General features: G+C 72.2%; 10 protein-coding genes and 2 pseudogenes. 8 read left to right on the top strand and 4 right to left on the bottom strand.

Features of this window, described 5'->3' with window-relative positions; translation table 11 throughout:
* Positions 1 to 142: 142 nt before the first annotated feature.
* Together ACGFYV_RS35680 and ACGFYV_RS35685 are read right to left on the bottom strand one after the other, a co-directional pair.
* Entirely contained in the window at positions 143 to 1,606 is a 1,464-nt protein-coding gene (locus ACGFYV_RS35680; RefSeq protein WP_393882704.1) for a zf-HC2 domain-containing protein, read from the bottom strand.
* Entirely contained in the window at positions 1,603 to 2,175 is a 573-nt protein-coding gene (locus tag ACGFYV_RS35685; protein WP_393882705.1) for a sigma-70 family RNA polymerase sigma factor, read from the bottom strand. Before ACGFYV_RS35685 ends, ACGFYV_RS35680 begins: the two co-directional genes overlap by 4 nt.
* Before the next feature lie 333 nt (positions 2,176 to 2,508).
* Here ACGFYV_RS35685 and ACGFYV_RS35690 point away from each other — a divergent pair, with 333 nt between their 5' ends.
* Positions 2,509 to 2,925, top strand: coding sequence for an STAS domain-containing protein (locus ACGFYV_RS35690; protein WP_393882706.1), 417 nt, complete (start codon positions 2,509 to 2,511; stop codon positions 2,923 to 2,925).
* Positions 2,926 to 3,129: 204 nt separating this feature from the next.
* Positions 3,130 to 3,642 carry an EF-hand domain-containing protein gene (locus ACGFYV_RS35695; RefSeq protein ID WP_393882707.1) on the top strand — a complete coding sequence of 171 codons (513 nt, stop codon included), beginning with the start codon at positions 3,130 to 3,132 and terminating at the stop codon, positions 3,640 to 3,642.
* A 71-nt stretch (positions 3,643 to 3,713) separates the two neighbouring features.
* On the opposite strand, the gene ACGFYV_RS35700 is transcribed toward ACGFYV_RS35695, so the two are convergent.
* Positions 3,714 to 5,216, bottom strand: coding sequence for a class I adenylate-forming enzyme family protein (locus ACGFYV_RS35700; RefSeq protein WP_393882714.1), 1,503 nt, complete (start codon positions 5,214 to 5,216; stop codon positions 3,714 to 3,716).
* A 130-nt stretch (positions 5,217 to 5,346) separates the two neighbouring features.
* Here ACGFYV_RS35700 and ACGFYV_RS35705 point away from each other — a divergent pair, with 130 nt between their 5' ends.
* The 4 genes and pseudogenes from ACGFYV_RS35705 to ACGFYV_RS35720 all read left to right on the top strand — a co-directional run bounded on the left by ACGFYV_RS35705 (position 5,347) and on the right by ACGFYV_RS35720 (position 9,513).
* Positions 5,347 to 6,540 (top strand): amidohydrolase family protein, encoded by a 1,194-nt coding sequence (locus tag ACGFYV_RS35705; protein ID WP_393882708.1) that lies wholly within the window; start codon positions 5,347 to 5,349, stop codon positions 6,538 to 6,540.
* Positions 6,540 to 7,668, top strand: a pseudogene (locus ACGFYV_RS35710) (acyl-CoA dehydrogenase family protein). The gene ACGFYV_RS35705 and the pseudogene ACGFYV_RS35710 overlap by 1 nt, the downstream one beginning before the upstream one ends.
* Before the next feature lie 2 nt (positions 7,669 to 7,670).
* Positions 7,671 to 8,564: an acyl-CoA dehydrogenase family protein gene (locus ACGFYV_RS35715; protein ID WP_393882709.1), complete on the top strand. Its 894-nt coding sequence runs from the start codon at positions 7,671 to 7,673 to the stop codon at positions 8,562 to 8,564.
* A 484-nt stretch (positions 8,565 to 9,048) separates the two neighbouring features.
* A complete protein-coding gene (locus tag ACGFYV_RS35720; protein WP_393882710.1) occupies positions 9,049 to 9,513 on the top strand; it encodes an ATP-binding protein in 465 nt (154 codons plus the stop codon).
* Between the two features lie 398 nt (positions 9,514 to 9,911).
* Here the strand turns inward: ACGFYV_RS35720 and ACGFYV_RS35725 are convergent, their stop codons facing one another.
* Positions 9,912 to 10,847, bottom strand: coding sequence for a cyclase family protein (locus ACGFYV_RS35725; protein ID WP_393882711.1), 936 nt, complete (start codon positions 10,845 to 10,847; stop codon positions 9,912 to 9,914).
* Between the two features lie 86 nt (positions 10,848 to 10,933).
* On the opposite strand from ACGFYV_RS35725, the gene ACGFYV_RS35730 reads away from it, so the two are divergent.
* Entirely contained in the window at positions 10,934 to 11,845 is a 912-nt protein-coding gene (locus tag ACGFYV_RS35730; protein WP_393882712.1) for an SDR family NAD(P)-dependent oxidoreductase, read from the top strand.
* 108 nt (positions 11,846 to 11,953) lie between these two features.
* Positions 11,954 to 12,829: pseudogene (locus tag ACGFYV_RS35735) on the top strand (acyl-CoA dehydrogenase family protein); the annotation flags it as partial.
* Positions 12,830 to 12,926 lie beyond the last annotated feature (97 nt).

Here is a 12,926-nt window from a genome sequence, read left to right on the forward strand (position 1 = left end):
GTGCGCCGAGCTGGTCTGTGGCGGCTTCTTCCGGGGGATGTGGCCTGCGGCCTGGTGGTAGAAGGCCAGGCCGTCCGTGGCTGTTCGCGCAGTTCCCCGCGCCCCTTCAGGTCGGTGCGCTGGTCCCACCTAAGGGGCGCCCCTACATTCGGCTCAAGGAGGCCGTGGCGAAGAGGACGTCTTTGATGGCTTCGCGGTCGCCGATCTGGCCGGCGGCGGCTTCCTCGGGAGGGATGTGGCCGGCGGCCAGGCGGCAGAACTCCAGGGCGTCGAGGGCGATGTGGGCGACCTCGAGCTCGGCGGAGCCCACCGCGCCGGGGGAGTCCAGGGGGATCAGCCACTCTCCGCCGGCCGCGCCCTCGATCTCCAGGCGCAGGCTGCGGCCCGGTGTGCCCGCCGGCACGAGATGCGGGGTCCGCGCGGGCGCGGACAGGCCCCTGCGGCGGCGTTCGGCGAGCGCGGTCGGCAGCGTGCGGGCCGCGAGGTCGATCATCTTGTGCAGGTGCCGCGGCGCGGGCGGCTGGTACGGGTAGTCCACCGCCTCCGCGATGTCCTCGGCGTGCGTCCAGCACTCGAAGGCGCGGTCCAGCATCGCGTCGTGCAGCGGCAGCGCGAACTCGCCGTACGACACCGCGAGACCGCCCGTGCCGCTGCCCGTGAAGGACACGGTCCGCACGAGATGGTGGCTCTGCTCCCGCCAGGGCGCCCGTACCGCGCGCGTCGGCGGGAAGCGCGAGGTCCGCCAGAACTCCTCGGTCCGCTCGACCGGCCCGCTCACGCCCCGTCCACCCGTGCGGCCGGCCCCGACGATCTCCGCGAGCGGGTCGTCCAGGCCCAGCGCCGTAGCGACCAGCCCGTCCACCGACAGCAGGTGCGCGATCACCCCGGCCACGGTCGTACGACGGCTTGTCGTCGTGTCGTCCTGGAACCAGCGCAGCCGCACGGGCGCGTGCCACTCGGAGTCCCCGAAGTCCTGTAGCAGGGCGTCCAGCCGCGCGGTCTCGGCGTCGTACGGCACCGACCAGCCGGGGACCGGGATGCGCGGCGGCCGGCGGACCAGGCAGCTCTCCAGGACGCGGGTGCGCAGCGCGGGATCGAGGTCGAGGCTCTCGGGCCGCTGCAGCAGCCCGACCGCCTCGCGCAGCCGGCGCGCCTCGTCCGCGCAGGCGCCGCAGCTGCCGAGGTGGTCCTCGACGGCCGCCGTCTCCGCCGCCGAGCAGGCGGCCAGGGCCCAGGCGCCGAGGAGCGATTTCAGGACGTCGTGTGTGAGGTCGAGCGGCACGGGTGCGAGATCCCCCAGGTCGGTCAGATCGGGCAGCGGGCGTCCGCTGTCCTCGACGGAGGCGCGGGGCATCGGGATGCGCGCGGGCTGGTCCGGCCCCGCGCCTTCGTTCTCCCGCTCCCCGTCCCCCGGGCTGCCCGGCCCGTCGGACCGCTGCTCGGGCAGGCGTTCACGGGGCGCGGAGTCGGCTTCGTACGGCCCCTGCCGCCCGCCGTGTTCCCCGTGCCCGCCGTGGCCCCCGTGTCCCCCGTGCTCGCCCTGCTCCTCGTCGTCGTCGCGCCCGAACTCCCCGCCGTGCGCGCCGTATCCTCCCGTGCCGCTCACACCGCACCCCCGTATCCCGGTGGCGTGCCCGCGTCGTGGGCGGTGGAGAGCAGTTGCAGGCCGAGCCGGAGGCGGCGGCGCGCCTCCTCCTCCGTGACGCCGAGGTCGACAGCGGTCTGGCGGTAGTCGCGGCGCTGGAAGTAGGCCAGCTCCAGGGCGGCGCGCAGCGGCGAGGGCATCGAGTGGACGATGTAGTCGGCGCGGGCGGCGACGGAGGCGCGGCGCACCTTGCTCTCCAGTTCCTCCGGGGAGCCGCTCTCGCCCCGGGTGAGCGCGGCGGACTCGCTGTCGCGCAGCCGCCGCACGGCGAGCCCGTGGGTCACGGTGGCCACCCAGGAGCGCAGCGGGCCCTGTTTGGGGTCGTAGCCCTCGGGGTGCTCCCAGATGTGGGTGAAGACCTCGCGGGTGATCGCGTCGGCGGCCTTCTCGTCGCCGAGGACGCGGTGGGCGAGGCTGTGCACGAGGGAGGCGAACCGGTCGTACAACTCGCCGAGGGCTGCCGCCTCGCCGCGCGCCAGCCGCTGCTGCATCTTGCGGTCCCAGCGGGGCGGTACGTCCTTCTTCGCCATGCGGTTCCTCCCCTCACCCGTCCTCGGCGTGTCGTCGCCGACGCCCTCGAATGTAGTCGGCACGTCCGACAGCGCACGTCCCTTTGTGTCAATGTGCGCCCCGCGAAGGCCCGCAGGTGATAGTGCCCTCTTCACATAACCTTCACGCATGGGCTGTTCATGTCCGATCGAACTAGATCGGTACTGACCGAAACAAGTCCATTGATGATTGCGCGCTGTTTGCTGTTCGGGGTTTCAGGGAACGGCCGCTGGGCAGCCGCGCGGAATGAGGAAGAAACGTAGGAACTGATTCCGTTTCTGGGCGGTTCCGCGAGGTCCGGCGAGCGGAGGGACATGGCCGTGGCATTCACAGTGAGAGGCGTCGAGCAGGGCGAGTGGGCCGTGCTCCAGGTGTCCGGGGAACTGGACCTGGTCACCTCGCCGGTGCTGCGCCAGCGGGTGCACGACGTGGTCGCCGACGGCCGCCACAGCCTGGTCCTCGACCTGTCCGACGTCTTCTTCTGCGACTCCAGCGGGGTCGGTGTCCTGATCGCCGCCCGCCGGCTGATCCGCTCCTGCCAGGGCCGGCTGCGGCTGATCCTGCCGGACCAGGGCGCCGATGGGGGCACCTCCCGCTCGAGCGAAGCCGAGAGTGGGAGAGGGGCCCATGTCAACCGGGTGCTCGGCGCGCTCGGCGTGCGCCGCCTCTTCGACGTCCACGCCGATGTGGAATCCGCCACCACCGACGAGGCCGGCCCCCTCTCCGCCTGACCCCTCTCTGTCTGACCCCCTCTCCGTCCGCCGCCTTCTCCGCCTGACCCCTTCTCCGCGGATTTCCGGTCTCCGCCACGAGATCGTCGCGGAATTTCCCCGGTCCCGGCACAACAGCCTCTTTCACGTCACTTCCCGGCCGCCCGCGACGTACGCTCCCAGGCAGACAGACCCCCACGTCAACGTAAGGCGGCCCGAACAGACATGGTCAGCACCGAGTACGAGCGCAGGATCGCCGCCCGGTTCGGCACCTTCGACCAGGACGGCAACGGCTACATCGACCGCGAGGACTTCAGCTCGGCGGCCAAGGCCCTGCTCGCCGAGTTCGCCGTCCAGGCCCGCTCGGACAAGGGACAGGCGCTGTACGCCGGCGCGGAGGCGTTCTGGCAGGGCATGGCGGGCATCGCGGACCGTGACGGCGACCAGCGCATCACCCGCGAGGAGTTCGTCTCCGGCGCGGTCAAGCGGCTGCGCGACAACCCCGAGCGCTTCGCCGAGATCGCCCGCCCCTTCCTGCACGCGGCCCTCGCCGTGGCGGACCCGGACGCGGACGGCCGCGCGACCCTCGCCGACACCGTGCGGGTCCTGCGGGTCTTCCACGTCCCGGACCGGATCGCCGACGCCATCGCCGCCGCCCTCGACACGGACGGCGACGGCATGGTCGGCGAGGCCGAGATCATCCCGGCGTTCGCGCGCTACTTCACGGTGCCGGAGTAGTCCGCGCGCGGCAGCGCCTGAGGGGTGCCGTGCGCGGGGGCGCCCGGCCCCGCCGCACCGCACCCCGCCGCTCAGGAAAAAAGCTCCCGCAGCCGGTACTTGAGCACCTTGCGCAGGGTGTCGTTGCGGGGCAGGGCGGCCAGCACCTCAAGCCGTTCGGGCAGTTTGTGGACGGACAGCCCTTCGGCCCGCAGGTAGGAGACGACCTCCGGGAGCGTCAACTCGTCCGTGCCCGGCCGCTGTTCGATCACCGCGCAGACCAGTTCGCCGCGCTCGGCGTCCGGCAGGCCGATCACGGCCGCGTCCGCCACCGCCGGATGCGCGGCGAGCAGGTCCTCGATCTCCTTGGCCGAGATGTTCTCGCCCTTGCGGATGATGATGTCCTTGAGGCGGCCGGTGAGGACCAGGTGTCCTGAGCCGGTGACATGGCCGACGTCGCCGGTGCGCAGGAAGCCGTCGGCGTCGAAGGCGGCGGCCGTCTGGGCGGGGTCCAGACAGCCCTGGCAGACGGCCTCGCCGCGCAGCCGCACCTCCCCGTCGACGATCCGGATCTCCATCCCTTCCGGCGGGCGGCCCTCGGTCGTGGCGAGGTTCTCGGGGGTGTCCCGCGGATCCCCCATCGTGATCATCGGCACCTCGGTCATGCCGTAGCCGTGCGTGAGCTGGGCGTCCATCTCGCGGACCACGCTGTGGTGGACCTCCGGCGGCTTGGGGGCGCCGCCGCCCGCGAGCAGCCGCAGGGAGGGAATCACCTTCTCCCCGGGCCGCTTTCGCTGCTCGGCGAGGAACATCGAGTAGAACGCCGTCGACCCGCCGGCCACGGTCACCCCGTGGCGCCGGTACTCCGCCAGCGCGTCCGGCAGCGCGAACTGCTCGAACATCACCGCCGGGAAGCCGTACAGCAGGAGCATCACCGTGTAGTCGGGTCCGGCTATGTGTGCGTAGGGGAACGCCATCGAGCCGACGTCGTCCGGGGTCAGGCGGAGCGCGTGGGCGAGGCGGGAGCCGCCCGCGATCAGGGAACGGTCGGTGTGCAGAACGCCCTTGGGGTCGGAGGTCGTCCCCGAGGTCCAGTAGATCCAGCGCACCGAGGTGCCCTCGGCGGGCGGTGCGGGCAGCACGGCCGGATCGCCCTCGGGCAGGTCGTCGTACGCCTCGAACACGCCCTTCGCGCCGAGCCGGCGGGCCATCTCCGTGTGGTCGTGGCCGCGCCAGACGCCCGGTACGGCGAAGAACTCGGCCCGCGACTCGCGCAGCGCGAAGCCGACCTCCCGGTCCCGGTGGAAGGGGATGACCGGGGACTGCACGGCGCCCAGGCGGGCCAGCGCGAAGGACAGCAGGGCCGTCTCGATGCGGGTGGGCAGCTGCCAGGCCACCACCGTGCCGGGGCGGACCCCCATGCCGTACAGGCCGGCGGCCACCCGCTCGGCGCGCTCGCGCAGGGCGCCGAAGGTGAGGACCCGGTCCCCCTGGAGCAGGACCGGCCGGTCGGGGGTGAGGCGGGCCCGGCGGTCCACCAGCTCCCACAGGGTGCGTGCGGAGCCCAGGGAGTGCGGGGAGTGCGCGGAGTTCAGGGAGCGTGCGGAACTCAGGGAGTGCGGGGTCTCGTTCACGGGTGCCGTGCCCCCTCCTTGGCTGACGACTCGTCAGCTGCCATGCTATCTGACGGGTCATCAGATAAGTACTGTCCGGCGGAGGGGAACCATGACCGAACTGCCCCGCATCATCAGCGTCGACGACCACGTGATCGAACCCGCCCACCTCTTCGAGACCTGGCTCCCGGCCAGGTACCGGGACCAGGGGCCCAAGCCGCTGACCGCCGGGATCGGTGAGCTGGCGTACGTCGGCGGGAAGTACCAGATCACCATGGACCCGGCCGGCCAGCCCACGGACTGGTGGATCTACGAGGACCTGAAGTTCCCGTACAAGCGCAACATCGCCGCCGTCGGCTTCGACCGCGACGAGATGACGCTGGAGGGAATCACGCGGGAGCAGATGCGGCCCGGCTGCTGGGACCCCGTCGAGCGCCTGAAGGACATGGACCTCAACCACGTCGAGGCCAGCCTCTGCTTCCCCACCTTCCCGCGCTTTTGCGGGCAGACCTTCGCCGAGGCGCACGACAAGGACGTCGCCCTCGCCTGCGTGCGCGCCTACAACGACTGGATGGTGGAGGAGTGGTGCGGCGACAGCGGGGGCCGGCTGATCCCGCTGTGCCTGATCCCGCTGTGGGACGTGGACCTGGCGGTCGCCGAGATCCGGCGCAACGCCGCGCGCGGGGTACGGGCCGTGACCTTCTCCGAGATCCCCACCCACCTCGGGCTGCCGTCCATCCACTCCGGGTACTGGGACCCGTTCTTCGCCGCGTGCCAGGAGACCGGCACGGTCGTCAACATGCACATCGGCAGCAGCTCCCAGATGCCCGCCGCCTCCCCGGACGCCCCGCCCGCCGTCCAGGCCTCGCTCAGCTTCAACGACGCGATGGCCTCGATGATGGACTACCTCTTCAGCGGGGTCCTCGTGCGCTTCCCGACCCTCAAACTCGCCTACTCCGAAGGGCAGATGGGCTGGATCCCGTACGCCCTGGAACGCGCCGACGACGTGTGGGAGGAGCACCGCGCCTGGGGCGGGGTGCGCGACCTGATCCCCGAGCCGCCGTCGACGTACTACTACCGGCAGATCTTCTGCTGCTTCTTCCGCGACAAGCACGGGGTCGCGTCCCTGGGCGTCGTCGGCCGCGACAACGCCACCTTCGAGACCGACTACCCGCACGTCGACTCGACCTTCCCGCACACCAAGGAGGTCGCCCTCGACCATGTGAAGGGCCTCGACGACGAGACCGTGCACAAGCTGATGCGGGGCAACGCCATCCGCATGCTCGACCTGGACCTCGACACATAATGGACCTCTCGTACACGCCCGAGGAGGAGGGGTTCCGGGCCCGGCTGCGGGAATGGCTCGGCAAGGCGCTGCCCACCCTGCCCGCCGCCCCGTCCCCCCTGGACTGGCCCGCCCGCCGCGCCTTCGACCTCGGCTGGCAGCGGATGCTGTACGACGCCGGGTACGCCGACGTCCACTGGGACGCCTCGCCGACCCTGCGGCTGATCTTCCTGGAGGAGACCGAGAAGGCGGGCGCGCCCTATGTCGGCGCGAACTTCGTCGGGCTGCTGCACGCCGGGCCGACCATCGCCGCCGAGGGCACCCCCGGGCAGCGGGAGCGCTGGCTGCCGCCGATCCTGCGCGGCGACGAGGTGTGGTGCCAGGGGTTCAGCGAACCCGGCGCCGGCTCCGACCTCGCCGCGCACGCGCGCGCGAAGGGACGGCGACGACTACGTGGTCACCGGGTCCAAGATCTGGACCTCGCACGCCGAGGTCGCCGACTGGTGCGAACTGCTGGTCCGCACCGACCCCGACGCGCCCCGGCACCAGGGCATCACCTGGCTGGCGATGCCCATGGACGCCGACGGCATCACCGTACGGCCGCTGCGCACCCTCGCCGGGTCGACGGAGTTCGCCGAGGTGTTCCTGGACGAGGTGCGGGTGCCCGTGTCCCACCGGGTCGGCGCCGAGAACGACGGCTGGCGCGTGACCATGGTGACGCTCTCCTTCGAACGCGGCACCGCCTTCGTCGGCGAGGTCGTCGCCTGCCGCCGCGCCCTCGGCGAACTCGCCCGCACGGCGCGGGAGAACGGCCGCTGGGACGACCCGGTGCTGCGGCGCCGGCTCGGCAGGCTCAACGCCGAGTTCCGCGCGCTGTGGCGGCTCACCCAGTGGAACGTCAGCGAGACGGAGGCGAGCGGCGGGGTGCCCGGCGTCGGCGGCTCCGTCTTCAAACTGCGCTACTCCCAAGCCCGCCAGGAGCTGTACGACACCGCGGCCGACGTCCTCGGCCCCGGCTCCCTCGACCTCGGCCGGCCCTGGGTCCCGGGCCGGCTCTCCTCCCTCTCGTGCACCATCGCCGCCGGCACCTCCCAGATCCAGCGCAACATCGTCGCCGAGCGCATCCTCGGCCTCCCGAAGGGACGGTGACCGTGCGATTCCGACTGACGCGGGACCAGCGGGCGTTGAGGTCCGCCGTACGCGAGCTGCTCGCCCGGCACTGGCCCGGCGAGGCGCTGCGCACGGCGGCCGACGCGGGTATGACGGCCGGCGCTGACTCGCCGCGCCTGGACCGGGTGCTGTGGAAGGCGCTCGGGGACGCCGGGTTCTTCGCCCTGCGGCTGCCCGAGGCGGACGGGGGTGTCGGGCTCGGGACGGCGGAGGCGGTGCTCGTGTTCGAGGAGGCGGGGCGGGCGCTGGTGCCGGGCCCGCTGGTGGCGACCCACCTGGCGGCCGGGGCCGTGCCGGGCGCCGCGTCCGGGGAGAGTGTCGTGGCCGCCGTCGACGGCGGCCTGGTGGAGTGGCTGGACGCGGCGGACACCGTGCGCGGGGACGCCCGGGGAGCCGTACCGCTGCGGTCCGTCGACCCGCTGACGCCCCTGCACGAGGTGCCCGGCGCGCCCGCGCCCCGTCCCGACCCGGTGGCCGTGCTGCTCACCGCCGCCGAGCAGCTCGGTACGGCCACACGGGTGGGCGAGCCGGCGGTGCAACACGCCCGGACCCGTGAGCAGTTCGGGCAGCCGGTCGGGGCCTTCCAGGCGGTCAAACACCTGTGCGCAGACATGCTGGTGCGCACCGAGACCGCCCGCGCGGCGGTCTACGCGGCCGCGGTCACCGCCCACCCGGCCGACATCGCCGCCGCCCGTCTGCTCGCCGACGAGGCCGCCGTCCGCGGCGCCCGCGACTGCCTCCAGGTCCACGGCGGCATGGGCTTCACCTGGGACGCGGACGTGCATCTGCATCTCAAGCGGGCCTGGGTGCGGGCCCGACGCGGCGGCGGAGGCACGCAGAGTGAGGAAGCGCTCGCCGCCGATCTGGTGGCGTGAACGCCCGGTGGAGCGCTGCACTGGGCCGCCCGGAAATCGTTGGCCCAAGATGTCACTGATCGTGGCATCGCGGCGTCACGGAGCGTTGTCATCGAGCTGTGTCCATCACGGGGCTCGTCACGGCCCGGAGTCGGCGGTCGCCTCCGGTACCTTGTGTGGGATGCGAGTGGCTGCGAGCGCGAGCCGTGCCGGTGTCGCCCCCGAGGTGACGCCGAAGTCGGCCTGTTCGAGGTGTCGCGGAGAGCGTCGCACAGTATGCCGCACGCGTACTCCTTCGCGCTGGAATATGCCCGAAGCGCTTGTTGGGGTGACTGTACGTCAACCATGCTGGCTCGTAAGGGATTCACGTTCCGTGATCCTCGCTCTGGCTGTTGTTCTGGCCATGCAGAAAATGGCTACGATCGTGGCCCTCGTCGCGACGCGTGCGTGGCGCGAGGTCATGTGTCCGCCGGTTCGGATGGTGTGAGCGGTGCAGGTGCTTCAGGTGCAGCTGGAAGTCCGTCCCGACCCCGCGGAGGTGGGGCGAGCCCGGAAGTGGGCCCGTTCGCGCCTGGCCGGGTCAGGCATAGAGGCCGACGAACCGCTCGCGGAGACGCTGATCCTGCTCGTCTCCGAACTCGTCACCAACGCCGTGGTGCACACCGGCCGTCCGGCCGTGCTGAGGCTGTCCCTGCCCGCGGGCGCGGTCGAGTCCGCCACGGTCCGCCTCGAAGTCGCCGACGCCAGCTCCCGCGCGCCCGTGCCGCGCTGCGCCGGCGGCGAGTCCACCGGCGGCCGGGGCCTGGCCCTCGTCGACTGTCTCGCCGACCGCTGGGGCTGGAGCCCCGAGGGCGCGGGCAAGAGCATCTGGTGCGAACTGGACCGCTGCTCACAGTCCCGGGAGGGGGCGGCGGTGGCCTACGGGAGCGGGTCGGCCGCGTACGAGGATCTCGCGTTCCAGGCGGTGTAGGCGCCGGGGCCGCGGGTGTGCCGTGGGTGTGCCGGGGTGTGCCGCGAGTGCGTCGGGCGCGTGTCCGGCGGCGCGCTCGGGGTGTCTTCGGTGGTGCGCTCGGGTGTCGTCGGCGGTGGGCCAGGGGCGTGTTCGGCGGTGCGCCGGGCGTGTGTTCGGCGGTGCGCCGGGGGTGCATCCGTGCGCGGCCCCGGCGAAGAGGGCATTCGTGAGGAATCGCCGTACCGGCGTTGACGCCGCCCGGCCGTTTCCCGACGCTGGTGGACGACGATTCGCCGCGAGGGGACGGCGAGGGCCCGGGTGACGGAGGTCCTCGTCGAGTGTGGGTCGCACCGGTTGGCGGCGCCATGCGGACGCACGGGGAGGTGCGCCGCCAACCGGAGTCCCTCAACTGCCCCCTACAGCACCGCGATCGGCGCCACCGGTGTGCCCGTCGCGCCGACGAACGGCTCCGGCATCGCCGACAGCAGGAACGCGTACCGCCCCTCTTCTCCACAGGCTGTGGACAACTCTTCGAGGTTCCAGTTCTGGCCCTGGAGCATCCCCATCTCCACCAGATCCAGGGCGTGCACCGGCAACCAGAGATTGTCGATCTCGGGCGGAAAGATCTCGAATGTGAGCGTGTCGTTCGCGACCGCGGCCACGTCGCGCGCGTGGAACCACTCCGGGCAGCGCACCGAGAGCCCCGGCGACGGATAGCCGTACCCGTGCTTGTCCCCGGCCAGCAGGACCCGCACCTGCCCGGTCCGCACCAGGACCACGTCCCCGGCCCGCACCCGCACCCCGCCGAACTCCTCCGCCGCCTCCAGGTCCTGCGGTGTGACCGCCTGCCCGCCCGCCAGCCGGTCCACGCCCCGCGCACGGGCCACGTCCAGCAGCACCCCGCGCGAGACGACGTGCCGCGCCTTGTCGATCCCGCCGAACTCGGCGCCGCCGTGCGCGGTGACCGTGTCCGCCGGGCGGCCGTTGTAGAGCTTCCCGGAGTGCGAGACATGGGTCAGCGCGTCCCAGTGGGTGCCGGCCTGCAGCCCCATGGTCACCGTGTCGTCGCTGCACGCCACCGTGCCCGGACCGAACAGCTCCTGGTTGATCTGCACCATCGCGTGCAGCGGGTCGACCCGCCCCGGGATCATCCCGGTCTGCACGCCGCCCTGTCGGAGCGGGAGGGCGAGCGGGACGCGCCGGCCCGTGCGGACGCAGGCCGCGGCCTCGCGGACGACCTCGCCGGTGATCAGGTTCAGGGTGCCGATCTCGTCGTCGGCCCCCCAGCGGCCCCAGTTGTTCACGCGCTCGGCGATCTCGTGGAACTCGGGATGAAGAGTCGGCGTCGACATCCGGTGCCTCCCCGGGGGTTGTGTCCGTGCGTCCGGTGCGCCATAGAATCTAACGGACCGTCAGAAACCGCGGGAAGGGACCGGGCGTGGGGAACTTCTTGGCAGGCAAGGTCGTCGCCGTCACCGGCGCGGGCCGGGGCATCGGGCGCGCGGTCGCCCTCGCGGCGGCGGCCGAGGGCGCGAAGGTCGTCGTCAACGACTACGGGGTCGCCACCGACGGCACCTCGCCCACCAGCGAGACGGCCGCCGCCGTCGTCAAGGAGATCGAGGCGGCGGGCGGCGAGGCGGTCGCGGTGGCCGACGACATCTCCACGATGAACGGCGGCCGGCGGGTCGTCGACGTCGCCCTGGAGTCGTACGGGCGCCTCGACGGGGTCGTGTGCGTCGCCGGGATCCTGCGTGAACGCATGCTGTTCAACATGACCGAGCAGGAGTGGGACCCGGTCGTCGCCACCCACCTCAAGGGCACGTTCACCGTCTTCCGGGCCGCGTCCGCGGTGATGCGTCAGCAGCGCGCGGGCACGCTGATCGGCTTCACCAGCGGCAACCACCAGGGATCCGTGTCGCAGGCCAACTACAGCGCGGCCAAGGGCGGGATCATCTCGCTCGTGCGCAGCGCGGCGCTCGGGCTGCACAAGTACGGGGTGACCGCGAACGCGGTGGCCCCCGTGGCGCGTACGCGGATGTCGGCGAACGTGCCGACGGAGCTGACGGAGATCGGGGAACCGGAGGACGTGGCGGCGCTGGTGGTCTATCTGCTCTCCGAACGGGCCCGCGAGGAGCGGATCACCGGGCAGGTGTACACGATCGCCGGGCCGAAGGTCGCGGTGTGGGCGCAGCCGAGGGAGCTGCGCGCGGCGTACGCCTCCGGCGGGTGGACGCCGGAGAGGATCGCGGAGTTCCTGCCGGGGTCCGTCGGTGTGGATCCGATGCCGATGCTGTCTCGGCTGGTGGCGATGGAAGAGGCCGCGGTTCGTGGAGATCGGCCCAACGGCTAGGAAATCAGGGCGTGTTGTGGGTTCGCGGGTGCGGGTCGGTCGTGGTTTCTCGCGCAGTTCCCCGCGCCCCTGGGGTGACGGACGTGCCCGGCGTTGAGAGGAGGTCCCGTGGATTTTGGATTCAGTGCTGAGGACGACGTGTTCCGGGCCGAGGTTCGGGATTGGCTCGGTGCGCATGTCGACCGGGCTGCGGGCAAGCGCACATGGGAGAAGACCCTGGGGGCGGCCGGCTGGATCGGGATCGGGTGGCCCGAGGGCGGATACGGCAACCGCACCGCCACGCTCACGCAACAGGTCGCCTGGGCCGAGGAGTACGCGCGGTCGGGGGCGCCGGCGCGGTCCGGGCACATCGGGGAGAAGCTGCTCGCCCCGACGCTGATCGCGCACGGCTCGGACGAACAGAAGCGGCGTTTCCTGCCGCCCATCGCGGCCGGGGAGGAGTTGTGGTGCCAGGGGTACAGCGAACCGGGCGCCGGGTCGGATCTGGCGGGGATACGGACGGCGGCGGTGCGGGAGGGGGAGTTCTACCGGATCACCGGGCAGAAGATCTGGACCTCCCTCGCCCATGAGGCCGACTGGTGTTTCGTGCTCGCCCGTACCGAGGAGGGGTCGCGGCGGCACCACGGGCTGAGCTTTCTGCTCGTGCCCATGGACCAGCCCGGACACGTCGACGTACGCCCCATCCGGCAGTTGACCGGGACCAGCGACTTCAACGAGGTCTTCTTCGACGGGGCACGCGCACGCGTGGAGCACGTCGTCGGGGGAGAGGGGCAGGGGTGGCGGGTGGCGATGAGCCTGCTCGGGTTCGAGCGGGGTGTGTCGACGCTCGCGCAACAGATCGGGTTCGCCGAGGAGTTGGCGGGAGTCGTACGGACGGCCCTGCGGACGGGCGCCGCCCGCGACCCCGTCGTACGGGAGCGGCTGGTGCGGCAGTGGGCCGAGCTGAAGGTCATGCGGTGGAACGCGCTGCGCACCCTCGGCGGCTTACTGATCGTTTCAGAATGAGTTGCGCTGCGGGCCTTGTGCTCGACGATCTTGGTCGGCAGGGTGTCCGGAGTGCGTGCTGATCTTGTTCCTGACG

Source organism: Streptomyces sp. NPDC048297 (assembly GCF_043201585.1).
GTDB lineage: Bacteria > Actinomycetota > Actinomycetes > Streptomycetales > Streptomycetaceae > Streptomyces.